This is a genomic window from Streptomyces sp. cg36, assembly GCF_041080675.1.
Taxonomy (GTDB): domain Bacteria; phylum Actinomycetota; class Actinomycetes; order Streptomycetales; family Streptomycetaceae; genus Streptomyces.
Genome location: NZ_CP163520.1, coordinates 3,100,448 through 3,126,352, shown reverse-complemented (window position 1 = coordinate 3,126,352; position 25,905 = coordinate 3,100,448). Strand labels below are relative to the sequence as shown.

22 protein-coding genes are annotated in these 25,905 nt (G+C 73.2%); 18 read left to right on the top strand and 4 right to left on the bottom strand.

From position 1 onward, the window contains the following. The first annotated feature begins 386 nt into the window (after positions 1-386). From AB5J87_RS13785 to AB5J87_RS13770, 4 genes are all read left to right on the top strand, one after another. Positions 387-2,033, top strand: a complete 1,647-nt coding sequence (locus AB5J87_RS13785; protein WP_369376858.1) for a glycoside hydrolase family 20 protein — start codon at positions 387-389, stop codon at positions 2,031-2,033. Between the two features lie 72 nt (positions 2,034-2,105). After that, a complete protein-coding gene (locus tag AB5J87_RS13780; RefSeq protein ID WP_369383514.1) occupies positions 2,106-2,693 on the top strand; it encodes an RNA polymerase sigma factor in 588 nt (195 codons plus the stop codon). Between the two features lie 305 nt (positions 2,694-2,998). Further along, entirely contained in the window at positions 2,999-3,640 is a 642-nt protein-coding gene (locus AB5J87_RS13775) for an RNA polymerase sigma factor (RefSeq protein ID WP_369376856.1), read from the top strand. Further along, a complete protein-coding gene (locus AB5J87_RS13770) occupies positions 3,640-4,773 on the top strand; it encodes a hypothetical protein (protein ID WP_369376855.1) in 1,134 nt (377 codons plus the stop codon). The genes AB5J87_RS13775 and AB5J87_RS13770 overlap by 1 nt, the downstream gene beginning before the upstream one ends. Before the next feature lie 209 nt (positions 4,774-4,982). Here the strand turns inward: AB5J87_RS13770 and AB5J87_RS13765 are convergent, their stop codons facing one another. Next, positions 4,983-5,867, bottom strand: coding sequence for a L,D-transpeptidase family protein (locus AB5J87_RS13765; RefSeq protein WP_369376854.1), 885 nt, complete (start codon positions 5,865-5,867; stop codon positions 4,983-4,985). A gap of 127 nt (positions 5,868-5,994) precedes the next feature. Here AB5J87_RS13765 and AB5J87_RS13760 point away from each other — a divergent pair, with 127 nt between their 5' ends. Further along, complete coding sequence (locus AB5J87_RS13760) at positions 5,995-7,593, top strand: methylmalonyl-CoA mutase (protein ID WP_369376853.1); 1,599 nt, start codon at positions 5,995-5,997, stop codon at positions 7,591-7,593. Between the two features lie 7 nt (positions 7,594-7,600). On the opposite strand, the gene AB5J87_RS13755 is transcribed toward AB5J87_RS13760, so the two are convergent. Continuing rightward, positions 7,601-9,067 (bottom strand): FAD-dependent monooxygenase, encoded by a 1,467-nt coding sequence (locus AB5J87_RS13755; RefSeq protein ID WP_369376851.1) that lies wholly within the window; start codon positions 9,065-9,067, stop codon positions 7,601-7,603. Between the two features lie 38 nt (positions 9,068-9,105). Here AB5J87_RS13755 and AB5J87_RS13750 point away from each other — a divergent pair, with 38 nt between their 5' ends. Further along, on the top strand, positions 9,106-9,762 hold the full coding sequence (locus AB5J87_RS13750; protein WP_369376850.1) for a TetR/AcrR family transcriptional regulator C-terminal domain-containing protein: 657 nt from the start codon (positions 9,106-9,108) through the stop codon (positions 9,760-9,762). Here the strand turns inward: AB5J87_RS13750 and AB5J87_RS13745 are convergent. Both AB5J87_RS13745 and AB5J87_RS13740 read right to left on the bottom strand, forming a co-directional pair. Next, positions 9,759-11,078, bottom strand: coding sequence for a polysialyltransferase family glycosyltransferase (locus tag AB5J87_RS13745; RefSeq protein WP_369376848.1), 1,320 nt, complete (start codon positions 11,076-11,078; stop codon positions 9,759-9,761). The genes AB5J87_RS13750 and AB5J87_RS13745 overlap by 4 nt on opposite strands. Then, complete coding sequence (locus tag AB5J87_RS13740) at positions 11,078-12,064, bottom strand: glycosyltransferase family 2 protein (RefSeq protein ID WP_369376847.1); 987 nt, start codon at positions 12,062-12,064, stop codon at positions 11,078-11,080. Before AB5J87_RS13740 ends, AB5J87_RS13745 begins: the two co-directional genes overlap by 1 nt. A gap of 187 nt (positions 12,065-12,251) precedes the next feature. Here AB5J87_RS13740 and AB5J87_RS13735 point away from each other — a divergent pair, with 187 nt between their 5' ends. From AB5J87_RS13735 to AB5J87_RS13680, 12 genes are all read left to right on the top strand, one after another. Beyond that, positions 12,252-13,574 carry a DUF6716 putative glycosyltransferase gene (locus AB5J87_RS13735; protein WP_369376846.1) on the top strand — a complete coding sequence of 441 codons (1,323 nt, stop codon included), beginning with the start codon at positions 12,252-12,254 and terminating at the stop codon, positions 13,572-13,574. Beyond that, the gene (locus AB5J87_RS13730; RefSeq protein ID WP_369376845.1) at positions 13,571-14,791 is read left to right on the top strand and encodes an NTP transferase domain-containing protein; all 1,221 of its coding nucleotides are present in this window, start codon (positions 13,571-13,573) and stop codon (positions 14,789-14,791) included. Before AB5J87_RS13735 ends, AB5J87_RS13730 begins: the two co-directional genes overlap by 4 nt. Before the next feature lie 12 nt (positions 14,792-14,803). Next, a complete protein-coding gene (locus tag AB5J87_RS13725; RefSeq protein ID WP_369376844.1) occupies positions 14,804-15,736 on the top strand; it encodes an N-acetylneuraminate synthase family protein in 933 nt (310 codons plus the stop codon). Between the two features lie 13 nt (positions 15,737-15,749). Then, the gene (locus tag AB5J87_RS13720; RefSeq protein ID WP_369376843.1) at positions 15,750-16,850 is read left to right on the top strand and encodes a hypothetical protein; all 1,101 of its coding nucleotides are present in this window, start codon (positions 15,750-15,752) and stop codon (positions 16,848-16,850) included. 259 nt (positions 16,851-17,109) lie between these two features. After that, positions 17,110-18,342 carry an amidohydrolase gene (locus tag AB5J87_RS13715; RefSeq protein WP_369383513.1) on the top strand — a complete coding sequence of 411 codons (1,233 nt, stop codon included), beginning with the start codon at positions 17,110-17,112 and terminating at the stop codon, positions 18,340-18,342. A gap of 141 nt (positions 18,343-18,483) precedes the next feature. Then, on the top strand, positions 18,484-19,545 hold the full coding sequence (locus tag AB5J87_RS13710) for a BMP family protein (RefSeq protein ID WP_369376842.1): 1,062 nt from the start codon (positions 18,484-18,486) through the stop codon (positions 19,543-19,545). A gap of 231 nt (positions 19,546-19,776) precedes the next feature. Continuing rightward, on the top strand, positions 19,777-21,327 hold the full coding sequence (locus AB5J87_RS13705) for an ABC transporter ATP-binding protein (RefSeq protein WP_369383512.1): 1,551 nt from the start codon (positions 19,777-19,779) through the stop codon (positions 21,325-21,327). Continuing rightward, positions 21,324-22,451 (top strand): ABC transporter permease, encoded by a 1,128-nt coding sequence (locus AB5J87_RS13700; RefSeq protein WP_369376840.1) that lies wholly within the window; start codon positions 21,324-21,326, stop codon positions 22,449-22,451. The genes AB5J87_RS13705 and AB5J87_RS13700 overlap by 4 nt, the downstream gene beginning before the upstream one ends. 56 nt (positions 22,452-22,507) lie before the next feature. Continuing rightward, positions 22,508-23,734: an ABC transporter permease gene (locus AB5J87_RS13695; RefSeq protein ID WP_369383511.1), complete on the top strand. Its 1,227-nt coding sequence runs from the start codon at positions 22,508-22,510 to the stop codon at positions 23,732-23,734. Further along, a complete protein-coding gene (locus AB5J87_RS13690) occupies positions 23,731-24,132 on the top strand; it encodes a cytidine deaminase (RefSeq protein ID WP_369376839.1) in 402 nt (133 codons plus the stop codon). The genes AB5J87_RS13695 and AB5J87_RS13690 overlap by 4 nt, the downstream gene beginning before the upstream one ends. A gap of 129 nt (positions 24,133-24,261) precedes the next feature. Next, positions 24,262-25,539, top strand: coding sequence for a thymidine phosphorylase (locus tag AB5J87_RS13685; RefSeq protein WP_369376838.1), 1,278 nt, complete (start codon positions 24,262-24,264; stop codon positions 25,537-25,539). Positions 25,540-25,587: 48 nt separating this feature from the next. Next, the gene (locus AB5J87_RS13680) at positions 25,588-25,893 is read left to right on the top strand and encodes an STAS domain-containing protein (RefSeq protein WP_369376837.1); all 306 of its coding nucleotides are present in this window, start codon (positions 25,588-25,590) and stop codon (positions 25,891-25,893) included. Positions 25,894-25,905 lie beyond the last annotated feature (12 nt).

Below are 25,905 nucleotides of genomic sequence, written 5' to 3'. Positions count from 1 at the left end.
GGTGGGGTTGGGGTAGGTCTGTGCCGCTATGGCCGGGCGGCCCGTCGGGCGGGGAGTGTGATGAAGTGGCGGCGGTCGCTTCCGGGGGCCGGCGTGGGGATCGCTGGACAGCGTGGGGCTCCTCGAAGGGGCGACGGGGGACGAGCGGCGGACGGTGATCGGGACGGCCCGGTGGCCCGCCGACGCGGAGAGACGGCAGAGAGCAGAGAGGCGGGAGGTGAAGAAGAGGTGGGAGTGCCGCCACGCTATCGAGGCGCGGGGGACGGTGCCCGACGGTTGCGCGAATTTCACCCGGACGTGAAGGGTGACGCGCGCATGGTGGACACCGCACGGGTGCCTCGGCTCGCCTTCGCCGCGCTTGTTCCCGTATGGGAGGATTCTCAGTGATGTCGCAGTCCAGGAGTGCCGACGGCGCGGACGGCGCGCGCGGCGACCGGACGGCCCGGACCGGCCGGGGCGCCCTGGCCGCCCGTGTGGGCGTGGCGGCGGGGCTCGCCCTCGCCCTCACCGTGCTGGTCTGGCCCGAGGACGACACCCACGGCGGCCACGGCGGCCGGGTCGACCCGAAACCGGGCGCGTCCTCCTCGCCCGCCCAGATCTACCCGCTCTCCTCGCCCCCGCGCACCATCCCCTCCGTACGGCAGCACGAGCCCGCGCGCGGGCCCGGCTTCCGGCCCGTCACGGGCACCCGGGTGGTCGTCGCCACCGGCAGCGAGGCGCTGGCCGACGAGGGGCAGCTGCTCGCGGAGGAGCTCGACAAGGACTTCGTGCAGGGCGCGGCCCCCCGCCCCGGCGACATCGAGCTGGCGCTCACCCCGGCCCTGCGGGGCGGCGGCCCCGAGTCGTACACCCTGACCACCCGGGAGCGCACGGTACGGATAACCGGCCCGGACGAGGCCGGGGTCTTCTACGGGACCCGCACCCTCAAGCAGGCGCTGCGGGGCGGCGGGGTGATGCCGGAGGGCGTGGTCCAGGACCGGCCGGACCGGCCCCAGCGCGGGCTCAACCTGGACATCGCGCGCAAGCCGTTCACGGCGGGCTGGATCGAGGCCCGGCTGCGCGAGATGGCCGACCTCAAACTGAACCAGCTCGGCCTGCACTTCTCCGACGACCAGGGCTTCCGCATCGAGTCCACCTCGCACCCCGAGGTCGTCTCCCGCGACCACCTCAGCAAGCGCGAGGTGGAGCGGATCGTGGCGCTCGCCCGGCGGCTGCACATCGAGGTGGTCCCCGAGATCGACTCGCCGGGCCACCTGGGCGCGGTGATCAAGGCCCACCCCGGGCTGGCGCTGCGCAGCGCGGCCGGGAAGACCCCGCCGGGCACCGTCGACATAGCCAACCCGGACTCCGCCCGGATCGTGGACGACCTGCTGCGCGAGTACGCCGACCTCTTCCCGGGCTCCTACTGGCACCTGGGCGGCGACGAGTACCTGGCGCTCACGGCCAAGGACCCGGCGGCGTCCTACCCGGGCCTGGCCGCCGCCGCCCGCGCCAAGTACGGGCCCAAGGGCCGGATACAGGACCTGGCGACCGACTGGCTCAACGACCGGGCCGCGGTGCTGCGCCCGTACGGCAAGAAGTTCAAGGCGTGGAACGACGGCTACTTCCGGGGCACCCGGGCCGTCCCCGACCCGGCCCGCGAGGTCGAGTACTGGACCGGCAAGGAGCTCGGCGCCCGCCCGCCCGAGGAGTACCTGGCGGAGGGGCGCCGGACGGTCAACCTCAACGACGAGTACCTGTACTACGTCCTGGGCGAGCCCAACACGTTCAAGTACCCCACCGGCCGCCGCATCTACCAGGAGTGGACGCCGCTGGTGCTGCGCGGCACCGGCCCGGTCCCGGCGCGCTACTCGGACCAGGTGCTCGGCGCCCGGTTCGCCGTCTGGTGCGACTACGCCGACGCCCAGACCCAGGACCAGGTGGCGCGCGGCATCCGGATGCCGCTGCGGGCCCTCGCCCAGAAGCTCTGGGACCCGCGCACCCCGGCCCTGGAGTGGGAGGAGTTCAAGGAGCTCGCCGACAAGCTGGGCTGAGCCCGGCCGGGCGGAACCCGCGCCACCGGCGCGCGCTGTGACACTTCCGCGCCCGTGCGCGCAGAACAGACCATGGGCAGGGGTGGGGACCGGCGCGGTGGCCGGAACCGGAGCGAGGACGCGGAGCTCGCGGCGGCCGTCGCGCGCGCCCGGGACGGGGACGAGCCGGCCTTCGCCGTGGTCTACCGCCTGGTGCACCCCGCGCTCCTCGCCCAGCTGCGCGCCCTGGTCGGCACCGAGGCCGAGGACGTGGCCTCCGAGACATGGCTGGAGATCGCCCGTGACCTGGCCCGCTTCCGGGGCGACGGGGCGGGCTTCCGGGGCTGGGCCGCCACCATCGCCCGGCACCGCGCCCTGGACCAGCTGCGCCGCCAGAAGCGAAGACCCAGGACCGTGCTGCTGGACGAGGAGGCGCTGGAGGTGCCGGGCGCCCAGGACACCGCCGAGGCGGCCCTGGAGGCCCTGTCGACCCGCTGGGCGCTCCAGCTGATCGCCACCCTGCCGCGCGAGCAGGCGGAGGCGGTGCTGCTGCGGGTGGTGGCGGGCCTCGACGGCACGACGGCCGCCCAGGTCCTCGGCAAGCGCCCCGGCTCCGTGCGCACGGCCGCCCACCGGGGCCTGCGGCGCCTGGCGGCGGGGCTGGGGCCGGGGACGGAGTGAGGGCGAGGAGCGCGGCCGGTCGCGGCGGAGCGCGGCGCCCCGGCGGCGCGGGGGAGTCGGAAGGACGGCCGGGGCCGCCACCCCCCACAGGAGAGGCCCCGGCCGTCTTCCGTCGGGGCCGTGTGGCGACCCCGTACTCCTCTCAGCGCCACGGCTGCGTTTTCTGTCACACCGCGCTGTGTCAGCGCTTTGTTGCGGGTTGTACAAGTAATGGACTTAACCGCCGCCCAGGCCGTAGCGTGCTCCTTCGCGCCGGTCGGCGCGGCAGCGGTGACCGGCTGCGACACCAGGGCAGGGTGCAGGGAGTGCAGGGGGAAGACGCGGAGCTGACCGCCGCGATACTCGCGGCACAGGGCGGCGACGAGAGCGCGTTCCGCGCTGTGTACCGCGCGGTGCACCCGCGGCTGCTCGGCTACACCCGCACCCTGGTCGGCGAGGCCGACGCGGAGGACGTGGCGTCCGAGGCGTGGCTCCAGATAGCCCGGGACATCGAGCGCTTCAGCGGCGACGCGGACCGCTTCCGCGGCTGGGCCGCCACCATCGCCCGCAACCGGGCCCTGGACCACATCCGGATGCGCGGCCGGCGCCCCGCGGTCGGCGGCGACGAGACCGAGCTGACCGGGCGCCCCGCCGACTCGGACACCGCGGGCGAGGCCATGGAGTCGCTCTCCACCGGACGTACGATGGCGCTCATCGCCCAGCTCCCGCAGGACCAGGCCGAGGCCGTGGTGCTGCGCGTGGTCGTCGGGCTCGACGCCAAGAGCGCCGCCCGGACCCTCGGCAAGCGGCCCGGCGCGGTGCGCACCGCCGCGCACCGCGGCCTCAAGCGGCTCGCCGAACTGCTGGGCGCGGAGAACGGCCAGGCGGACCTCGGCGGTGTGCCGCCGCAACGGAATCGGTCGTGCGGTGTGACGCAATCGGGCGCGCCGACGCAGAAGGACATGTGATGGCCGACGAGCGCCACGAATGGCTGGACGAGGACGCCGCGGAGCGGCTGCTGCGGGGTGAGCCGGTCGTTCCCGCCGACGACCGCGCCCGCGAGCAGGCCGAACGGCTCTCCGCGGTGCTGCACGCGATGGCCGGACCCGAGCTGCGCCAGACCATGGCCGCCGGGCAGGGCACCCGTGAACTGCCGGGCGAGGACGCCGCGTTGGCCGCCTTCCGGGCCGCCCGCGCCCAGAACGCCACGTCCGGCGCCACCGCCTCCGCGGCCTCGGACACCGTCGTACGGGTCGGCCGCGAGCCCGCGCGCGCCCGCCGGTCCCGGCGGCTGCGGCCGGTCCGCTTCGGGCTGGCCGCCGCGCTGGCCGGGTGCGCCCTGGGCGGGGTCGCGGTCGCCGCCGGGACCGGGGTGCTGCCGGGCATCGGCGCCGACGACCCGGAGCCGGTGTCGTCGGTGTCGGCCGCCGCCACCCCGGGGCCGATCGCCTCCGAGTCGCCGTCCGGGCGGACCGGGGCCCCGGTCGTCCCGAAGCCGCCGGTCCCGGGCCGTTCGCCGGCGTCCGGCGGGCCCGCCTCGCCCGAGGCGTCGCGGCCCGGTACGGGGGCGCCGTCCCCGGACGCGACGAAGGAGCCGCAGCGCGGCGACGGCGGTCCGCTCGCCGACTGGACGGCCACGACCGTCGCGGCGTGCCGGGAGTACCGCGGGGGACGGATGGACCCCACGAACCGCTACCGGCTGGAGAGCATCGCCAAGGGCGCCGCCAATGTGAAGCGGTTCTGCGACCGGGTCATCGACGAGTCGGACCGCGCCGGAAAGGGCGGCAAGGACGGCAAGGGTGGCTCCGGGGGCAAGGGGGGCTCCGGAGGCAAGGGCGGCAAGGGCGGTTCCGGCGACGACCAGGGGGACGGCCATGGCGGTCGCGGCGGCCGTGACGGCTCGGTCCTGAAGCTGCCCCCGGTGAGCTGGCCGAAGCTGCCGCCGGGCGGCCCGCCCTCGGCCCCCGGGCTGCCCGGGCTGCCGGGGCGCGGGGACGCCACCCGGGGCACGCCGGGCGCGCCGCCCCCGGTACCGGTCATTCCGCAGGCACCGCGCGCGAGCGCCCCGGCGAAGACGGCGGCGCTGCCCCGCTCGGCCTGAGCGGACCCCTCCGGATCACGGGGTGTGACACTTTTCGGCCCGCCGACGCAGTAGGTAGTGAGCCGACTGGTCATCGGCGGCGCAGAGAGCCGGGGTTCCCCCCGTACCCACGGCTCGGCGCGAAAGGCGCGGGCGGGACACGTTCCCCCGATCCCGCCCGCGCCCTCCCTCTTCCGTCGCGGGGCCGCGCCGGGCGCGGCCCGCGCGGATCACCAGTAGACGACGACCTTGTCGCCGACGCGGACCTTGTCGAAGAGCGCGGCGATCTTGGCCTTGTCCCGGACGTTGACGCAGCCGTGCGAGGCGCCCGCGTAGCCGCGCTTGGCGAAGTCCGAGGAGTAGTGCACGGCCTGGCCGCCGCTGAAGAACATCGCGTACGGCATGGGCGTGTGGTAGATCGAGGAGACGTGGTTCTTGCTCTTCATGAAGACCTTGAAGGTGCCTTCGCGGGTCGGCGTGTACTGCGAGCCGAACCGGACGTCCATGGACGACTGGACCTTGCCGTTCACCACCCAGTTGAGCGTGCGGGTGGTCTTGCTGATGCACAGCACGCGGCCGGTCATGCAGCGCTTGTCCAGCTTGGTCTTCGGCTTGACCACGGCCTTGCCGAGGAGCTCCTGGCGCGTCGGCTTGGTGGTCATGTCGGCCAGCTTGTTCCAGGTGGCCGTGTCGATGACGCCGGTGGTGGCCAGGCCGCGCTTGCTCTGGAAGCCCTTGACGGCGGTGGCGGTGACGCTGCCGTACGTCCCGGTCGGGGTGTCGTCGAACCAGCCGACCTGGGCGAGCCGGGCCTGGGCCTCGGTGACCTGCGCGCCCTTGGCGCCGGCCGCCATCAGCACCTTGCCCTGCGGCTTGACGGCGGCGGCCGGGGCGGCGGCGGCCGGGGCTCCCGCGGCGCCGTCGGCCTCGGTGTTCGAGGCGGACGCCGCGTCCTGCGTGCCGCCGGCGGCCGGGGACGAGGCGGGCGCGGGCGCCGCCGGGGCGGCTGCGCCCGACGCCTTGTCCGACGAGGCGCCGCACGCGGCGGTGACGGTCAGGACGGTCGCCGCGGCGAGCGTCCTGGCTATGACAGTGGTGAGATGGATCCGGCGCATCAGTCGCCCCCCTGGGTGATTCTCTGGACGTCCCCAGAGACTGTTTCCCGGGCCGGATGGTTGCAGTGGGGCGCGGGCAATGGTTGGCGCGTTTCCACGGGAGTGCGGCGGAGACGAGGCGGAGCGGATGGCGCACGAGTCGGACGAGGGCCGGACCACCGAGAGCGGGCTGCCGATCGGGGCGGTGTACGGGCCGGGGGCGCTGGCGGGCTGGGACCCGCGGGAGCGGCTGGGCGAGCCCGGCGCGTACCCGTACACGCGGGGCGTGTACCCGACGATGTACACCGGCCGCCCCTGGACGATGCGGCAGTACGCGGGGTTCGGCACGGCCGCCGAGTCCAACGCCCGCTACCGGCAGCTGATCGCCGACGGCACCACCGGTCTGTCGGTCGCCTTCGACCTGCCCACCCAGATGGGCCACGACAGCGACGCGCCGCTCGCGCACGGCGAGGTGGGCAGGGTCGGGGTGGCGGTCGACTCGGTGGACGACATGCGGGTGCTGTTCGAGGGCATCGCGCTGGACCGGGTCTCCACCTCGATGACGATCAACGCGCCCGCCGCGCCGCTGCTGTTGATGTACCAGCTGGTCGGCGAGGAGCAGGGGGTCGCGGCCCGCGAGCTGACCGGCACGGTCCAGAACGACGTGCTCAAGGAGTACATCGCGCGGGGCACCTACATCTTCCCGCCGAAGCCGTCGCTGCGGCTGGTCGCGGACACCTTCCGCTACTGCCGGGCCGAGATCCCGCGCTGGAACACGATCTCCATCTCGGGGTACCACATGGCCGAGGCGGGCGCCTCGCCCGTGCAGGAGGTCGCGTTCACGCTGGCCGACGGCATCGAGTACGTGCGCACGGCGGTGGCGGCCGGGATGGACGTGGACGACTTCGCGCCGCGCCTGTCGTTCTTCTTCGTGGCGCGGACCACGTTCCTGGAGGAGGTCGCCAAGTTCCGGGCGGCGCGCCGGATCTGGGCGCGGGTGATGCGCGAGGAGTTCGGCGCGCGGGACCCCAGGTCGTGGATGCTGCGCTTCCACACCCAGACCGCCGGGGTGCAGCTGACCGCCCAGCAGCCCGAGGTGAACCTGGTCCGGGTCGCCGTGCAGGGCCTGGCGGCGGTGCTCGGCGGCACCCAGTCGCTGCACACCAACTCCTTCGACGAGGCCATCGCGCTGCCGACCGACAAGAGCGCCCGGCTCGCCCTGCGCACCCAGCAGGTCCTCGCGTACGAGACGGACGTGACCGCCACCGTCGACCCGTTCGCGGGCTCGTACGTGGTGGAGAGCATGACCGACGACGTGGAGCGGGCCGCGCTGGAGCTGATGGCGCGGGTGGCGGAGCTGGGCGGCGCGGTCGGCGCGATCGAACAGGGCTTCCAGAAGGCCGAGATCGAGCGCTCGGCCTACCGGATCGCCCGGGAGACCGACAGCGGCGAGCGGGTGGTGGTCGGCGTCAACCGCTTCCGCCTGGACGAGGAGGAGCCGTACGAGCCGCTCCGCGTCGACCCCGCGATCGAGGCGCGGCAGGCGGCCCGGCTCGCCCGGCTGCGGGCCGGGCGCGACGCCCGCGCGGTCACCGCCGCCCTGGACGCCCTGCGCGCGGCGGCCCGGGGCGAGGACAACGTCCTGTACCCGATGAAGGACGCGCTGCGGGCCCGGGCCACGGTCGGCGAGGTCTGCGGCGCGCTGCGGGAGGTGTGGGGCTCCTACGAGCCCCGGGAGGTGTTCTGAGGCGCGGTCAGAGCGCGCCCGTGCGCTCCAGGTACTCCGTCAGGCCCTCGGCCGTCCGGCCGGCCCAGCCGACGTACCCGTCCGGGCGGACGAGGAACAGGCCCTCGCCGTACGCCTCGTACGGGCCGAGCGCGTGCGCGTGGACCAAAGGGGCCTCCAGGGGCGGGAGTTCGGTGCCGAAGGCCAGCAGGGTGAAGTGCGGGCCCCGGAACAGGTCGAAGAGGCGGCCCTCGGGGCGGACGCCGTCGGGGGCGCGGTCGCCCGCCTCCAGGGCTCCGGCCCGGCCGGACGCCAGCGGGCCGCCCCGGTAGTCGATGCCGAGCCCCTTGACCTCGCTGCCGCGGCGGCTGCCCTCGCCCAGCAGCGCCTCGCGGTGCAGCCGGGTGCTGAGGCCGAGGACATCGGCGGCGACCGCCCGCCGCTCGGTCTCGTAGGTGTCCAGCAGCTCCTCGGGGGCGCCGTGCAGCAGCACCTGGCCGAGCTTCCAGCCGAGGTTGTAGGAGTCCTGGGAGCTGGTGTTGAGGCCCTGGGCGCCGGCCGGGGAGTGGATGTGGGCGGCGTCGCCCGCCAGGAACACCCGCCCGGCGCGGTAGCGGTCGGCCAGCGCCGCGCGCGGCTGGAAGCCGGAGGCCCAGACGACCTCCGCTATCTGGTCGGCGGCGACGGCGGTGCGGGCGGCCAGCAGCTTGCGCACGCCCTCGTCCGTGGCGTCCGGCACGGCGGCCGGGTCGCTGTACTGGGCGACCAGCTGGAAGAGCCGCTCGGTGCCGGGCAGCGGGCAGAGCACCGCGCCGCCGTCCGGACCGCCGGTCCAGGCGTGCCAGTTGCGGTCGTCGGCGAACGCGTCCCTCGTCAGGATCACGTCGGCGACCAGCAGCGGCTTCGGGTCGACGGTCTCGCCGGACAGGGCGATGCCGAGCAGGCGGCGGACCGTGGAGCGCCCGCCGTCGGTGCCGACGAGGTAGCGGGCGCGGATGTCCGGGGCGGCGGCGAAGTGCGCGGTGACGCCGTCCTCGTCCTGGTCGAGGCCGGTCAGCTCGGTGTCGAGGACGACCCGGCCGCCGAGCTCCAGCAGCCGCTGGTGGAGCAGTGCCTGCAGATGCGCCTGGCCGATCAGGACGGCGTCCGCGAAGGGGACCTGCTCGGTGGGCTCGGCGCGTTCGATCATGTCCCACTCGCGGCCCCGGGTGGTGCCCTCGGGCCCCTCCCACGCCAGCATCCGGGGGTAGGCGCGGGAGGCCGTGCGCAGGGCCCCGGTGAGCCCGAGGTCGTCGAGCACCTCCTGGGTGCGGGGCTGCAGGCCCTTGCCGCGCGAGCCGGGGAAGAGCGCGGGGCCCTTCTCCACGAGCAGTGCGGGGACGCCCCGGCGGGCGAGGTCGACGGCGAGGACCAGACCGGCGGGCCCGGCGCCGACGATCAGCACGTCGGTGGCGACGGTGGCGGACGACAATTCCTTAACGCTGTTAAGTGCCATGCCCGGAAGCATGGGCTTAACGATGTTAAATTGTCAAGGTGGCTACGACGAGAATCGACCGGGCGCTGGTCGCCGACACCGCGCTGCGGCTCCTGAACGAGGTGGGGCTCGACGGGCTCTCCCTGCGGGCCATCGCCAAGGAGCTCAAGGTCCAGGCGCCCGCGCTGTACTGGCACTTCAAGAACAAGCAGGCGCTGCTCGACGAGATGGCGACCGTGATGTACCGGCGCCTGGCGCAGGAGCACGACGGCGTCCCCGGGGCGCGCCCGGACGCCCCCTGGCAGGAGCTGCTGGCGGGCTTCAACCGGTCGCTGCGCACGATGCTGCTGAGCTACCGGGACGGCGCCAAGGTGTACGGCGGCGCCCGCTTCACCGGCACCGACCACGCCCGCCCGATGGAGGTGCTGCTGACGGAGATGGGGGCGGCGGGCTTCGCCCCGGCGGACGCGGTGCTGGCCGGCACCACCGCGTACGCGTACACGATGGGCTTCGTCGCCGAGGAGCAGGGCATGGGCGACGAGCCCTTCGACGTCGGCGCCCGCGCGGTCCGCCTCGCCGACTTCCCGCTGGCCGCCGCGGCGGGCCCGGGGCTCTTCGAGGACTACGACGAACGCTTCGAGGCGGGCCTGCGCATGGTGATCGCGGGGGCGGAGGCGCTGTACGCCGGGGGCGCCCCCGGCGCGGACGCGCCCTAGGCGGCGCGGGCCCGGCGCGCCGCCGCCCGCGCCCGGCGGGCCAGCTTGCGCACCGTCGCGTTGCGCGGGATGAAGGCGAGCTGGGACGGGACGGCGCCGGGCAGGGCCAGGGTGGTGAGCCGGCGGCGCTTGAAGTAGCGCCAGGTGTACGGGTCGAGGTGGCGCGCCAGATGGCGCTCCGCGCCCGCCCGCAGGTCCGGGCGGATCTCGGACTGCATCGCGTAGCCCACCGCCGTCACCAGCCCCGCCAGGTCCGCGGGCGGCGCGGGCGGCTCGCCCTCCAGCGGCGGGAGCAGCGCGTCCACCAGCGTCACCGGGATCCGGTTGCTGTTCTGGTACGGGGTGAGCCGGTCGAGCAGCAGCGCGGTGCCGGTGCGCGCCACCGGCAGCCCGTAGAAGGCGGAGGCGGTCAGCAGCGCGGTGGAGAAGCACCCCGCCACCAGCGCGGGCGCCAGCCGCTCGTACAGCACCTCGGCCAGCACCGGGCTCTCCAGGACGGTGAGTTCGACGCCCAGCGACTGCGCCTCGGCGCGCAGCGAGCGGGACCAGGCGGGCGGGGCCGAGGGGTGCGGCTTGAAGACGATCCGGTCGTGGCCGCGGGCGGCGGCCCCGCGCACCATCGCCAGGTGCAGCTCCTCCTCCTCGGCCTCGGTGAGGATCGAGAGCGCGGCCAGGTACTGGCCGAGCAGCAGGGCGGCGCCCTCCGGGACGTCGAACTCGCCCTCCTCGGCGGCCAGTTCGCCGATCACCTTGGTGAAGGCGGCCGTCGGGATCACCTCGGCGGGCACCCCGAACTCGCCGAGCAGCAGGGGCTCCAGGTCCGGCACCAGGTCCAGGTGGAGCACCCGCCGCACCCGCGTGCCCACCAGCGGGTCCAGCTTGTTGCGGGTGGGGCCGTAGCTCATCAGGCCGTCCGCGTACACGTGCAGCGGCGCGTCCGGGAACAGCTGGGCGACCGCGCCCGCCGGGTTGACCTGGATGGACTCCACGGCCAGCTCGATCCGGTCGTCGCCGAGGTCCCACGCGCGGCGCAGCTGGCGTTCCCACAGCGGGACGTCGTCGGCGCGCGGCCCCCAGCCGCCCGGGTGCATCGGCGCGATCGTCTCGTTCCAGGAGAGCACCCCGTCGAAGCGGTCCCGCAGCCGCGCGAAGCCCGGCATGGCGTCCACCGGGGTCGAAGTCTCCGGGACCGGGGCGTTGTTGCTGACCAGCAGCAGCCGCCGGTCGGCCGGGCCGAAGCAGTCGCTGTCGAGCGCGGCGGCGAGCGTGGCCACCCCGTACAGCGTGCTCGCGAGGAAGATCTGGGTGGTACGCATCAGGCCGCGGCCCCCGCGGGGCGCGGGGCGGTGGTGCGGCCGCGCAGTCGCCGCAGCCGGCCGGCGCGGGCCGAGTCCATCGAGTCCAGCGCCTCCTTCAGAATGTCCTGCGGCATCCGTTTCAGCGCCGCCGCACTCATTGTCCGCAGTTTGCGAGCCACCGCAGGTTCGAACCTTTCGCTGTTTCCCAGGTGGTGGGAAATGATGGCGCAGTACGTCCGTACCGCTTTGGGAAGCAGTTCCGCGGAATTTGGATCTTGAGCGGTGTCTTCGATTACCTGGTCGAATGCGCGAATGAAATCGAGCTGGCGTACGTCACCGATCTGGGTCAGTGAAGTCGCCACTCCCCGGCGGTAGTGGACGCCCAGCAGGCCGACCACCGCGAAGGAATCCGCGCCCCGGTGCAGCCGCCAGATCCAGGGCCGGTCCTCGGCCGTGCGCAGCCCGTCCGTGAAGTGCAGCAGACCCCGCTCCACCAGCCGCCGGTGGTAGATCCCGGCCCAGGCGAACGCGTAGTCCACCGAGGTGGAGCGGGTGGCCGGCAGGATCGCGGCGCGCGGGTCCATCGCCTCGCCGCGCCGCCCGTGCGGCACCCGCTGCACCGACCGGTCCCTGCCGGTGCACTGGACGTGGTCGGTGCGCAGGAAGTCGCACCCCAACTCCTCGATGGCGGCGACCAGTCGGGCGTAGTAGCCGGGCGCCAGCCAGTCGTCCCCGTCGAGGAACGTGACGTACTCGCCGCGCGCCGCGTCGATGCCGGTGTTGCGCGCGGTGGCGAGGCCGCCGTTCTTCTCGTGTCTGAGGACCACCGCCCCCGGCAGCTCGCGCTCGGCGCGGGCCAGGAGGTCGGCCGTACCGTCCGAGGAGCAGTCGTCGACCAGCAGGAACTCGAAGTCGTCCCGCGCGTTGTCGCGCAGACTTCGCAGGGTGTCGGGGGCATAGGTCCGCACGTTGTAGAACGGCACGACCACGGAGAGCTTGACCACCCACGTGACGCTAAGTGGCCCCGCGTCATTCGTACTGACCGGGCGAGGGATGACGGGTGAACACTGGGCGACCGGCTTATTAACCGGTTCGCTCCCCGGGCTCTTTCTTCTTTCGTAGACGCGCTGTTAACCATCTGTTGCGGTCCAGTTGGGCCGCCAATCCACCTGGATTCCTAGCTTCTTCGACGTGCCCGTACGTACCAGTCCCGCCGACGCCCCCTTGCGGATCGCCGTCGTCGCGGATTCCGACACCCGGTGGAAATGGGGTGCCCTCACCGCGCGCCGCATCGCCGGCCGGCCGCCCGAGCTCGCCGGCTTCCTGCTGCGCGGCCGTGCCACCCCCACCCCGCGCCAGCTGGCCGAGGTCGGGGTCGCCGCCGACGCGCTGCGCGAGGTGACGATGGCCGAGTTCCTGCGCGCCGCCGAGCGGGAGCCGTACGACGTGGTGGTCCTCGCCCTGGTCGGCGGCGCGGCGCAGGCGGCGCTGCACGGCCTCGCCCGGCTCTGGCCCGGCCACGCCCGGCGGCCCGTCCTGGTCACCGGCTACGTCGGCGTCGTCTACGAGAAGCTGGCCGACGGGCTGCTGCTGCGCCACGGCGCCGACGTGGTGCTCGCCAACTCCCGCCACGACGCCGAGCGGTTCCGGGCCGTGTACGAGGGGGTGGGCGCGGACGCCGCCGCGGTCACCGAGGCCGCCCTGCCCTTCCTGGGCGGCGCCCCCCACACCCCCGAACCCGGCCGCGACACGGTGGTCTTCGCCGCCCAGCCCTCGGTGCCCGAGAGCCGCGCCGACCGGATGTACCTGCTGCGGCGGCTGATCGGGCACGCCCGCCGCCACCCGGAGCGCGACGTGCTCCTCAAGCTGCGCTCCAAGCCCGGCGAGCACACCACGCACATCGAGGAGCAGCCCTACCAGAAGCTCGCCCGCTCCCTCGATCCGCCGCCCAACTTCCGGCTGGTGTACGGGCACATGGGCGAGGTCCTGGACCGCACCGACCTGCTGGTCACCGTCTCCTCGACGGCCGCCCTGGAGTCCCTGCACCGCTCGGTGCCCACCGCCGTCCTCACCGACCTGGGCGTGCGCGAGGCCCTCGGCAACCACCACTTCATCGGCTCGGGCTGCCTCGCCTCCTGGGACCAGCTGGACGCCGGACACCGCCCGAGCCCCGACCCGCGCTGGCTCGCCGCCCAGGGCGTGGCGCCCGGCGAGGCGTACGAGGGCGCCTTCGACGCGGTGCGCGCCCGGCTCGCCGAACTCCTCGCCCGCCCGGCGCTGGCGCCCGTCAGCCCGTACTACACGCCCGTCACCGCCCCCGGCTATCTGCCGGGCATCCTCGCCCGCCACCACCTCGCCCCCGACGGCACCCCGCTGCCGGGCGCCGCACCCGAGACGGAGGCCACCGGCGTGCGCCGTCTGGTGCGCGACGCCGTACGGGACGCGGCCCGCGGGGCCTACCGCCACGGCGTCCAGCGCGTGGCCCCGGTCATCCGCCGGATGGGAGAACTGTGAGCACAGCACCGCAGGCCCGCCGCAAGGTCCTCGCCGTCATCCCCGCCCGGGGCGGCTCCAAGGGCGTCCCGGGCAAGAACCTCGCCCCGGTCGGCGGCGTCCCGCTCGTCGTGCGGGCGGTCCGCGCCTGCCTGGCCGCGCGGTACGTCACCGACGTCGCCGTCTCCACCGACGACCCGGCCATCGCGGGCGCGGCGGGCGGCGCGGGCGCCGACGTCGTCGTGCGCCCCGCCGCGATCGCGGGCGACACCGCGACCAGCGAGGCGGCCGTGCTGCACGCCCTGGAGCGGCACCCGGACGCCGACGTGGTGCTCCTGGTGCAGTGCACCAGCCCGTTCCTGACCGGCGAGGACGTCGACGCGGTCGCCGCGGCCGTCGTCGAGGGCGGCGCGGACACGGCCGTCGCGGTGGCGCCCTTCCACGGCTTCGTCTGGCGCGAGTCCGCGGACCGCGACGGCGAGGGCCTGGGCCACGACAAGGCGTTCCGCCCGCGCCGCCAGGACCGCCCGCAGGACTTCCTGGAGACCGGCGCCGCCTACGCCATGGACGCCGAGGGCTTCCGCACCCACCGGCACCGCTTCTTCGGGCACACCGCGCTGGTGCCGACCGACCCGGCCCGGGTGCTGGAGATCGACGACCCGCACGACCTGGCCCGCGCCCGCGCGCTGGCGCCGCTCCTGGACGCGGCGCCCGTGCCCGGCCGCGCCGACGTCGACGCGGTCGTCCTCGACTTCGACGGCACCCAGACCGACGACCGGGTCCTCATCGACTCCGAGGGCCGCGAACTCGTCGCCGTCCACCGGGGCGACGGGCTCGGCGTCGCGGCCCTGCGCCGCGCCGGACTGGAGCTGCTGATCCTCTCCACCGAGCAGAACCCGGTGGTCGCCGCCCGCGCCCGCAAGCTCCAGGTCCCCGTGCTGCACGGCATCGACCGCAAGGACCTCGCCCTCAAGCGCTGGTGCGAGGAGCGCGGGGTCGACCCGGCCCGGGTGCTCTACGCGGGCAACGACGTCAACGACCTGCCCTGCTTCTCCCTCGTCGGCTGGCCGGTCGCGGTCGCCGACGCCCACGACTCCGTGCGCGCCGCCGCGCGCGCGGTCACCGCCACCCCCGGCGGCGAGGGCGCGATCCGCGAGATCGCCGCCTGGCTCCTCGGACCCGAGCTCCACCACACCCCTTCGCCCCACCCCACGCGCCACAACTCCCCTGCCCAGTAAGGACACCCCCTCATGAGCAACCGTCTGCGCACCTTCGGCAGCCGCACCGCCGGACCGGGTCAGCCGGTGTACGTCACCGGTGAGATCGGCATCAACCACAACGGTGACCTGGGCAACGCCCTCGCCCTGATCGACGCCGCCGCCGACGCGGGCTGCGACGCCGTCAAGTTCCAGAAGCGCACCCCGGAGATCTGCACCCCGCGCGACCAGTGGGACATCGAGCGCGACACCCCGTGGGGCCGGATGACGTACATCGACTACCGCCACCGGGTGGAGTTCGGCGAGTCGGAGTACCGCACCATCGACGAGCACTGCAAGAAGCGCGGGATCGACTGGTTCGCCTCCCCGTGGGACACCGAGGCCGTCGCCTTCCTGGAGAAGTTCGACCTGCCCGCCCACAAGGTCGCCTCCGCCTCGCTCACCGACGACGAGCTGCTGCGCGCCCTGCGCGCCACCGGCCGCACCGTGATCCTCTCCACCGGCATGTCGACGCCGAAGCAGATCCGGCACGCCGTCGAGGTCCTGGGCAGCGACAACATCCTGCTCTGCCACGCCACCTCCACGTACCCGGCCAAGGCCGAGGAGCTCAACCTGCGGGTCATCAACAGCCTGATGGCCGAGTACCCCAACGTCCCGATCGGCTACAGCGGCCACGAGACGGGCCTGCAGACCACGCTCGCCGCCGTCGCCCTCGGCGCCGCCTTCGTCGAGCGCCACATCACCCTGGACCGCGCGATGTGGGGCTCCGACCAGGCCGCCTCCGTCGAGCCGGGCGGCCTCGCGCGCCTGGTCCGCGACATCCGCACCATCGAGGCCGCGCTCGGCGACGGCGTCAAGAAGGTCTACGACTCGGAGCTCGCCCCGATGAAGAAGCTGCGCCGGGTCGCCGGTGTGGTCGCCGAGACCGAGGCGGCCGACGCCGGCCGCACCCCGGTCGCGGTCTGACGGGCCGGCCGCCGTGCCTCGGGACACCTCCGCCACGATCGCCTTCGTGGAGAGCCCGGTCCAGCTGCTCAACGTGCTGGAGTGGGCCCATTCCACGCGCCCGCTCCTCAACGGCGTGCCGGCCCAGCGGACCGGTCCCGGGGAGGCGGCCACCACCCCCGACGACCTGACCGTCGTCGTCCTGTCGCCCACCGACCCGATGTCGCGCGGCCAGCTGCGCCGGATGGCCGAACTCGCCCGCGACGAGGGCATGCGGGTGCGCTGGGAGGAGGCGCGCGGCGGGCCCACCGCGCCGCTGCGCACCATCGGCGGGCTCTCCGGGCTGCTGCGCCGCGCCGACCGGATCGTCATCGGCGACCCGTTCTCGCGCTATGTGCAGCTGCTGCTGACCGTGGCCCGCGCCGACGACCTGGTGGTCGTCGACGACGGCACGGCCACCATGGAGTTCGTCTCCCAGCTGGCCGACGGGGAGCGGCTGGTGCGCTGGCACCGGCGCGGCAGCCGGATCGGCCCGCGCGACCTGGCGTTCGCGCCGTTCGCCGCCTCGGCGCGGCGCCGCCTCACCCCCTCGGGCTCACGCGCGGTCGAGGTGTTCAGCGCCATGCCCGTACAGGCCCCGGACGCCGTCACCGTCACCCGCAACACCTTCGGCTGGACCCGGGCCAGATTCGGCCCGCCCCGCATCACCAAGGGCGCCGACATGGTGGGCACCTCGCTGGTGGAGACGGGCGTGGTCGACCCGGACCGCTATCTGGAGGCGGTCGCGGCCCTGGCCCGCACCCACGGCGTCACCCGCTACTTCGCGCACCGCCGCGAGTCCACCGAGAAGCTGCACACCCTGCGCGCCCGCACCGGTCTGGAGATCGTCCGCCCGGACCTGCCGCTGGAGCTGATCGCCCGGCGCGGGCCGGTGGGGCGGACGATCCTGAGCTTCCCCTCCACGGTGGTGCACACCCTGCCGCCCGCACTGGCCGGTACGGAGGTGCGGCTGCTGGTCTGCGACATCGAGCCGGGCTGGCTCACCGAGAAGGCGTCCCCGCGCGCCCAGGGCTTCCTCGCGGACGTCACCGGCACCGCCCGGGACGCCCACGGGCTGCGGATGGTGGCGGCCTGAGCGGGCCGCCCGGTCGGCGGACGGACGGCGGATCGGCGCCGGACGGGGGCGGGTGCGGCGGGTGGGCGCTGAGATCCCGCTGACAACGTACTGCGATACGGCTGGGACCCCACCGAGAAACGAGCGGCGAGTTTACCCAGCCCCCATGGCCCGTAAGCACCAGGTCGCCAGGATTCTTTCCCCTATCGGGCTGAACTTTTGTTGATCGACGGTTAGTTGGCCCTTGAAGGGGCCTACTCTTCAACAGGTGAACCAGTTGATGTCGCGCGCCTCCGACGAGTCCGAAGCCGATCTGCCCGGGGAAGCCCCGCTGCCCGGGACGTTGCCCGAGCCCCTGCGCGCCGAACTCATCGCCTTCCGCCGGGACTTGCACATGCATCCCGAGCTGGGAAACCAGGAGTTCCGCACCACCGCGGCGATCAAGAAGCGGCTGGAGGCGGCCGGGCTCAAGCCCCGGGTCCTCGCCTCCGGGACCGGACTCCTGTGCGATGTCGGCGAGCGGGAGCCGGACTGGCCGATGCTGGCGATCCGGGCGGACATCGACGCGCTGCCGATTCCCGACGCGAAGGTCAACGTGCCGTACCGTTCGACCGTCCCCGATCGGGCGCATGCCTGCGGCCACGACATCCACACCACCACCGTCCTCGGCGCCGGTCTGGTCCTGGCCGAGCTGGACCGCCAGGGCCTGCTGCCGCACCCCGTCCGGCTGGTCTTCCAGCCCGCCGAGGAGGTGCTGCCGGGCGGCGCCACCGACGCCATCCTGTCCGGGGCGCTCGACGGCGTGGGCAAGATCATCGCGGTGCACTGCGACCCCCGGGTGGACGCGGGCCGGATCGGGCTGCGGGCCGGGCCGATCACCTCGGCCTGCGACCGGCTGGAGATCACCCTGGACGGGCCCGGCGGCCACACCGCCCGCCCGCACCTCACCACCGATCTGGTGACGGCCGCCGCCCGGGTGGTCACCGACGTGCCCGCGCTGCTGGCCCGCCGGATCGACGCGCGGGCCGGGCTCGCCGTCACCTGGGGCCGGATCGACGCCGGACACGCCTGCAACGTCATCCCGATGCGCGCCGAGCTGGCGGGCACGGTCCGCTGCCTGGACCTGGACGCCTGGCGCGACGCGCCCGACATGGTGCACGCCGCGATCGACGAGGTGGCCACCCTGCACCGGGCCAAGTCGGAGATCAACTACGTCCGGGGGGTGCCGCCGGTGGTGAACGATCCGGCGGTGGCCGAACTCCTGCGCGAGGCTCAGACGGCGCGCCGAGGGGCGTTCTCGGTCGAGGACACCGAGCAGTCCCTGGGTGGCGAGGACTTTTCCTGGTACCTGGAGCACGTGCCGGGCGCGATGGCCCGGCTGGGCGTCCGCACTCCGGGGTCCAATGCCCGGCTTGACCTGCATCGGGGTGATTTCGACGCCGACGAAGCGGCGATCAAGGTCGGTGTGGAGCTGTTCACTGCCGCTGCGCTGCTGGAAGGACACCGTTCGTAACCGGACACTTCATCCCCTGTTCGCGACGATCCGATAACGGCTTCCGAACAGGTCTTTACGCGACATCTACGCGCGTTACGATCCGACGCGAAACCAGCGCCGGTAGGGGCGCTCTCGGTTCGTGTTTGAAGGGACCTCCTCGTGCGCCGGGTATCCAAGATCGCTGCGGCCGGTATCGCCACCGCCGCCCTCGCGCTTTCCGCCACCGCGTGTGGCAGCACCTCGTCCGAGAAGGACAAGGGCTCCTCCTCGTCGTCCAGCGCGGGCGGCAAGGGCGTCAAGGTCGGTGTCGCGTACGACGTCGGCGGCCGTGGCGACCACTCGTTCAACGACTCCGCCGCGCGCGGCATCGACAAGGCCAAGGGCGAGTTCGGCGGTGACATCAAGGAGCTGACCGCCAAGACCACGGACACCGAGGCCGACCGCGTCCAGCGCCTCACCGACCTGGCCCAGGCGGGCTACAACCCGGTCGTCGGCATCGGCTACGCCTACGCCAACTCGATGAAGCAGGTCGCCGCCAAGTTCCCGAAGACCACCTTCGGCATCGTCGACTCCGTCGTCGACGCGCCGAACGTCGACAACATCGTCTTCACCGAGGAGCAGGGCTCCTACCTCGCGGGCGTCGCCGCCGCGCTCAAGTCGAAGTCCGGCCACGTCGGCTTCATCGGCGGCGTCGACGTGCCGCTGATCAAGAAGTTCGAGGCGGGCTTCGTCCAGGGCGTCAAGGACACCAAGCCCTCGGACACCGTCCAGGTCCAGTACCTGTCGCACGGCTCGGACACCTCCGGCTTCGCCAGCCCCGACAAGGGCAAGGAAGCCGCGCAGGGCATGCTCGACAAGGACGTCGACGTCATCTACACGGCGGCCGGCTCCTCCGGCACCGGCGCCATCGAGGCCGTCAACGGGAAGAAGGGCGCCTGGGCGATCGGCGTCGACTCCGACCAGTACAACCAGGCTTCGCTGGACAAGTACAAGTCCTCGATCCTGACCTCGGTCGTCAAGAACGTCGACGTCGGCGTCTACGACCTGGTCAAGTCCGTCCACGACGGCAAGCCGCTGACCGGCACCAACGCCTACTCGCTGGCCAAGGGCGGCGTTTCGCTCGCCACCAGCGGCGGCTTCATCGACGACATCAAGGCCCAGATCGACGCGGCCCAGAAGAAGATCGTCGACGGTCAGGTCAAGGTCAAGACGACCCCGTGACCCGGGCCGTGACCCGGCCCCGTCACCGGGGCCGGACCACGTCACGGCACTGAGCAGTGCCGGGCTCGGCGGGGAGGGAGAGCCCCCTCCCCGCCGAGCCCATAACGATGTGTCAACTCTACGCGCGTAGGCGGGAGTTGGCGCGCTAGCGTCACCACGCCCTCTGCCCCCACCCCCCTCCTTCTCGTAGGAGAGTGCGCCATCAACGCGTCCAGCCCTCCCGCCGTCGAACTGCGCGGCATCACCAAACGATTCCCCGGCGTCGTCGCCAACAAGGACATCGACATCACCGTCAAGAAGGGCACCGTCCACGCCCTCTGCGGTGAGAACGGTGCCGGCAAGTCGACCCTGATGAAGATCCTCTACGGCATGCAGAAGCCGGACGAGGGAACCATCACCATCGACGGCGAGCAGGTGGCCTTCGGCAGCCCCGCCGACGCCATCGCGCGCGGGATCGGCATGGTGCACCAGCACTTCATGCTCGCCGACAACCTCACCGTCCTGGAGAACGTGGTCCTCGGCGGCGAGAAGCTGTACGGCATCGGCGGCAAGGCCCGCCAGAAGATCAAGGAGATCTCCGACGCGTACGGCCTCGGCGTCCGTCCCGACGCCATGGTCGAGGACCTCGGCGTCGCCGACCGCCAGCGCGTGGAGATCCTCAAGGTCCTCTACCGCGGCGCCCGCACCCTCATCCTCGACGAGCCGACCGCCGTCCTGGTCCCGCAGGAGGTCGAGGCGCTCTTCGACAACCTGCGCGAGCTCAAGGCCGAGGGCCTGACCGTCATCTTCATCTCCCACAAGCTGGGCGAGGTGCTGACGGTGGCCGACGAGATCACCGTCATCCGGCGCGGTACGACGGTGGGCACCGCCGACCCCCGCACCACCACCTCCAAGCAGCTCGCCGAGCTGATGGTGGGCAGCGAGCTCCCGTCCCCGGAGACCCGCGAGTCGACCGTCACCGATGTGCCGATGCTCAAGGTGGCGGGTCTGCGGCTGGCCGCGACCGACCCCGACGGCGTCGTCCGCGACGTGCTGGCCAATGTCTCCTTCACCATCCACAAGGGCGAGGTCCTGGGCATCGCCGGTGTCGAGGGCAACGGCCAGGCCGAGCTCGTCGAGGCCATCATGGGCATGCGCGACCCGGACGGCGGCGTCATCACGCTCGACGACGCCGACATCTCGCACGCGCCGACCCGCAAGCGCCGCGAGGGCGGCGTCGGCTACATCCCCGAGGACCGCCACCGCCACGGGCTCCTGCTGGAGGCCCCGCTCTGGGAGAACCGCGTCCTCGGCCACGTCACCGAGCGCCCCAACTCCAAGGGCGGGCTGCTCGACAACAAGGCGGCCCGGCTCGACACCGAGCGGATCGTGCGCGAGTACGACGTGCGCACCCCCGGCATCGACGTCACCGCGGCCTCGCTCTCCGGCGGCAACCAGCAGAAGCTGATCGTCGGCCGCGAGATGAGCCACAACCCGAAGCTGCTGATCGCCGCGCACCCCACCCGGGGCGTGGACGTCGGCGCGCAGGCGCAGATCTGGGACCAGATCCGGGAGGCCCGCCGCGAGGGCCTCGCGGTGCTGCTGATCTCCGCCGACCTGGACGAGCTGATCGGCCTGTCCGACACCCTGCGGGTGATGTACCGCGGCCGCCTGGTCGCCGACGCCGACCCCGCCACGATCACCCCCGAGGAACTCGGCTCCGCGATGACGGGCGCGGCCTCCGGCCACCTGGAACACGTGGCGGACGAGGAGTCCGGAACGGACGGGGGAGAGGACCGATGAAGAAGCTCACCTCCAGGATCGACAAGGAGCGCCTGCTCCTCGCGATCGCCGCCCCGCTGCTCGCGGTGGTCGCCGCCCTGGCCGTCACGGCCGTGGTCATCCTGATCACCGGCAAGAACCCGTTCACGGCGTTCAACGACATGCTGTCGTACGGGTCGGCCAGTGACAGCCAGATCTACATCCTGAACAAGGCCACCACGTACTACCTGGCGGGCATCGCGGTGGCCATCGGCTTCCGGATGAACCTGTTCAACATCGGTGTCGACGGCCAGTACCGCATGGCGGCGTTCTTCGCGGCCGTCGTCGGCGGTTCCCTGAGCCTGCCCGGCATCGTCTCCATCCCGCTGATGATCATCGTCGCGATGCTGGTGGGCGCGATGTGGGCGGCCGTCGCGGGTGTCCTCAAGGTGACGCGCGGCGTCAGCGAGGTCATTTCGACGATCATGCTGAACGCGATCGCCACCGCGGTCATCGCGTATCTGATGCAGCCCGACCGGCTCGGCCAGCTCGACTCGGCCGGCACCCTGGTCTCCACCAAGCCGCTGCCGAAGGACTCCTGGTTCTTCAGCATCGACACCGGCGCCGCGGGCACCCTGTGGGGCTTCATCGTCATCGCCGCCCTCACCGGCGTCGCGTACTGGTTCGTGCTCGGCCGCACCCGCTTCGGCTTCGACCTGCGGGCCGTCGGCCAGTCCGAGTCGGCCGCCGCGGCCAGCGGTGTCAGCGTCAAGAAGATGGTCGCCACCAGCATGATCATCTCGGGTGCCGTCGCCGGTCTGGTCGGTCTGCCGACGCTGCTCAACGACAGCCACCAGTACGACAACAGCTTCCCGGTGGGCCTCGGCTTCACCGGCATCGCCATCGCGCTGCTCGGCCGCAACCACCCGGTCGGCATCGCCCTGGGCGCGCTGCTGTGGGGCTTCCTGGAGCGCACCACCAGCCACCTCGAATTCATCGGCTTCGACAAGGAGATCCTCGGCGTGATCCAGGGCGTCATCGTCCTGTGCGTCGTCATCGCCTACGAAGTCGTCCGCCGCTACGGCCTGAAGCGCCAGCAGCAGCGCGTCGGCGCCGAGCTCGCGGCCCAGGCCGCCAAGTCCGACCAGCAGGAGGTGACGGCATGAGCGTCACGACCGACACGACCACGACCCCGCCTCCGGCCGGGGTCAAGCGGGGCAACATGAAGCGCAAGGCGTCCCTCGCGCAGATCCTGCTGATCGTCGCGGGCGCCCTGCTCCTGGTCTCCGCCGTCCGCGTCATCACCGGCGCCGACCAGCTCACCTCCGGCGGCCAGATCAGCGCCGCCCTCGGCCTCGCCGTGCCGATCGGCCTGGCGGGCCTGGCCGGTCTGTGGTCCGAGCGGGCCGGCGTGGTCAACATCGGCCTCGAAGGCATGATGATCCTCGGCACGTTCGGCGCGGGCTGGGTCGGCTGGCAGACCAGCCCCTGGCTCGGCCTGCTCGCGGGCATCGGCTTCGGCGTCCTGGGCGGTCTCGTCCACGCCGTCGCCACCATCACCTTCGGCGTCGACCACATCGTCTCCGGTGTGGCCGTCAACCTGCTGGCCGTCGGCGCCACGCAGTACATGGCCAAGCTCTTCTTCAACGAGGGCGACGCCGCGACCAAGGGCGGCAACCCCAAGCAGTCGCCGCCCGCCGACTCGCTGCCGAGCTTCACCGTCCCCGGCCTCTCCTCCGGCCTGGAGTCGATCGAGAAGCACCACTGGTTCCTCGTCTCCGACCTGGCCGGCATCCTCGGCGGCCTGGTCACCGACGTCTCCTGGGTGACCGTCCTCGCGGTGGTCCTCTTCGTCGGCACCTGGTGGCTGCTCTGGAAGACCGCGTTCGGCCTGCGCCTGCGCTCCTGCGGCGAGAACCCGGTGGCCGCCGAGTCCCTCGGCGTCAACGTGTACTCGTACAAGTACGCGGCGGTCGCCGTCTCCGGCGGTCTGGCCGGTCTCGGCGGCGCCTTCCTGGCGCTCGTCACCTCGCACATCTACCTGGAGGGCCAGACCGGTGGCCGCGGCTACATCGGTCTCGCCGCGATGATCTTCGGCAACTGGCGGCCGGGCGGACTCGCCATGGGCGCCGGACTGTTCGGCTTCTCCGACGCGCTCCAGCTGCGCAACGGCGGCGAGACCGTCCACGCGCTGCTGCTGCTCCTGGTGGTCCTGCTGGGCATGATGGCGGCCTGGAAGGCGTACAAGAAGGCGCTGGTCCCGGCGGTCGTCAGCGCGGTCGTCGCCGCGGTCATCCTGGTCTGGTACCTGATGACGGACACCGTCCCCGGCGACTTCGTCGGCGCCACGCCGTACGTGGTCACCCTGCTCGTGCTGTCGCTCTCCGCGCAGCGCCTGCGGATGCCCAAGGCCGACGGCATGCGCTACCGCAAGGGCCAGGGCAAGTGACGCCCGACGCCCCCGCCGTCGACTGGGAGGCCCTGCGCGAGGCGGCCCGGGACGCCATGTCCCGGGCGTACGCCCCGTACTCGGGCTACCCGGTCGGCGCCGCGGCCCTGGTCGACGACGGCCGCACCGTCACCGGCTGCAACGTCGAGAACGCGTCGTACGGCCTCGGGCTGTGCGCCGAGTGCGGCCTGGTCTCGGCGCTGCGCCTGGGCGGCGGCGGACGCCTGACGCACTTCGTGTGCGTCGACGGCCACGGCGCGGCCCTGGTCCCGTGCGGCCGGTGCCGCCAGCTGCTCTTCGAGTTCGGCGGGCCGGAGCTGCTCGTGGAGACCCCGCAGGGGATCCTGCCGCTCTCCGCGATGCTCCCGCAGGCGTTCGGGCCGGACCACCTGAAGTAACCGCTCAACCCACCACCGCGGCCCCTCCGTTGCCCATCGGCGCAGGAGGGGCCGCATCCGTCAGCACTCTCTATGCGCGTAGAGTCGCGTATACCGTACGGACGAACCGCACTTGCCGGAAGGAATGCCATGGACGTCATCTCCGTCATCCGCACCAAGCGAGACCGGGGCGAGCTGAGCCCGGAGCAGATCGACTGGGTCATCGACGCGTACACCCGCGGTGTCGTCGCCGACGAGCAGATGTCCGCCCTCGCCATGGCGATCCTGCTGAACGGCATGAACCGTACGGAGATCGCCCGCTGGACCGCCGCGATGATCGCGTCCGGCGAGCGCATGAACTTCGACGCGCTCTCGCGCCCCACCGCCGACAAGCACTCCACCGGCGGCGTCGGCGACAAGATCACGCTGCCGCTGGCCCCGCTGGTCGCCGCGTGCGGCGCGGCCGTGCCGCAGCTCTCCGGCCGCGGCCTCGGCCACACCGGCGGCACCCTGGACAAGCTGGAGTCCATCCCCGGCTGGCGCGCGCTGCTCTCCAACGAGGAGATGCTGAACGTCCTGGACACCACCGGCGCCGTCATCTGCGCCGCCGGTGACGGCCTGGCCCCCGCCGACAAGAAGCTCTACGCGCTGCGCGACGTCACCGGCACCGTCGAGGCCATCCCGCTGATCGCCTCCTCGATCATGTCGAAGAAGATCGCCGAGGGCACCGGCTCGCTGGTCCTGGACGTCAAGGTCGGCACCGGCGCCTTCATGAAGACCATCGAGGACGCCCGCGAGCTCGCCTCCACCATGGTCGCGCTCGGCACCGACAGCGGCGTCAGGACGGTCGCGCTGCTCACCGACATGTCCACCCCGCTCGGCCTCACCGCGGGCAACGCCCTCGAAGTGCGCGAGTCCGTCGAGGTGCTGGCCGGCGGCGGCCCCCGCGACGTCGTCGACCTCACGCTGGCGCTCGCCCGCGAGATGCTGGACGCGGCCGGGATCAAGGACGCCGACCCGGAGAAGGCCCTGGCCGACGGCTCGGCCATGGACGTGTGGCGCCGGATGATCGCGGCCCAGGGCGGCGACCCGGACGCCACCCTGCCGGTCGCCCGCGAGCAGCACGTGGTCACCGCTCCGAGCTCGGGCGTGCTGACCCGCCTCGACGCGTACGACATCGGCGTCGCCGCCTGGCGCCTCGGCGCCGGCCGGGCCCGCAAGGAGGACCCGGTGCAGGCGGGCGCGGGCGTCGAGCTGCACGCCAAGCCGGGCGACACCGTGACGGCCGGTCAGCCGCTGCTCACCCTGCACACGGACACGCCGGAGAAGTTCGAGTACGCCCTGCAGACGCTCGGCGGCTCGTACGACATCGCCCCGGCGGGTACCTCGTTCACCGCGAACCCGATCGTCCTCGACCGGATCGCCTGACGCCCCCCGGCGCCCCGGCGCCACCCCTCGCGGACCCGTGTCCGGCCGATGACTTTCACGGCCGGCGCGGGTCTGCTCCGTGTGGACCCCAACGAACCCGCGCTCCTAGTAGTCCCGTCGCCACTGACCCCGACCGACGTCCCCCCGCTGTGCGCGAGCCTGCGGGCGCTGTACGAGGCCGGGGCCCGGGAGGTGGTGTGCGACGTGGGCGCCCTGGTACGGGCGGACCTGACAGCACTGGAAGCCCTGGCCCGCCTCCACCTGACGGCCCGCAGAGCAGGCGGCCACCTGTCGATACGGGGCGCGACCCCGGGCCTGCGGGCCCTGCTGCATCTGGCGGGCCTGGCGGAGTAGCCACCACCGCTC

Bases quoted from the DNA above. Each gene is read 5' to 3' on its own strand.
- AB5J87_RS13765 (WP_369376854.1), bottom strand. From the start codon at position 5,867: ATGCGCCGGATCCATCTCACCACTGTCATAGCCAGGACGCTCGCCGCG.
- AB5J87_RS13755 (WP_369376851.1), bottom strand. From the start codon at position 9,067: ATGGCACTTAACAGCGTTAAGGAATTGTCGTCCGCCACCGTCGCCACC.
- AB5J87_RS13695 (WP_369383511.1), top strand. From the start codon at position 22,508: ATGAAGCGCAAGGCGTCCCTCGCGCAGATCCTGCTGATCGTCGCGGGC.
- AB5J87_RS13760 (WP_369376853.1), top strand. From the start codon at position 5,995: ATGGCGCACGAGTCGGACGAGGGCCGGACCACCGAGAGCGGGCTGCCG.
- AB5J87_RS13680 (WP_369376837.1), top strand. From the start codon at position 25,588: ATGACTTTCACGGCCGGCGCGGGTCTGCTCCGTGTGGACCCCAACGAA.
- AB5J87_RS13785 (WP_369376858.1), top strand. From the start codon at position 387: ATGTCGCAGTCCAGGAGTGCCGACGGCGCGGACGGCGCGCGCGGCGAC.
- AB5J87_RS13770 (WP_369376855.1), top strand. From the start codon at position 3,640: ATGGCCGACGAGCGCCACGAATGGCTGGACGAGGACGCCGCGGAGCGG.
- AB5J87_RS13685 (WP_369376838.1), top strand. From the start codon at position 24,262: ATGGACGTCATCTCCGTCATCCGCACCAAGCGAGACCGGGGCGAGCTG.
- AB5J87_RS13745 (WP_369376848.1), bottom strand. From the start codon at position 11,078: ATGCGTACCACCCAGATCTTCCTCGCGAGCACGCTGTACGGGGTGGCC.
- AB5J87_RS13700 (WP_369376840.1), top strand. From the start codon at position 21,324: ATGAAGAAGCTCACCTCCAGGATCGACAAGGAGCGCCTGCTCCTCGCG.
- AB5J87_RS13780 (WP_369383514.1), top strand. From the start codon at position 2,106: ATGGGCAGGGGTGGGGACCGGCGCGGTGGCCGGAACCGGAGCGAGGAC.
- AB5J87_RS13715 (WP_369383513.1), top strand. From the start codon at position 17,110: ATGTCGCGCGCCTCCGACGAGTCCGAAGCCGATCTGCCCGGGGAAGCC.
- AB5J87_RS13725 (WP_369376844.1), top strand. From the start codon at position 14,804: ATGAGCAACCGTCTGCGCACCTTCGGCAGCCGCACCGCCGGACCGGGT.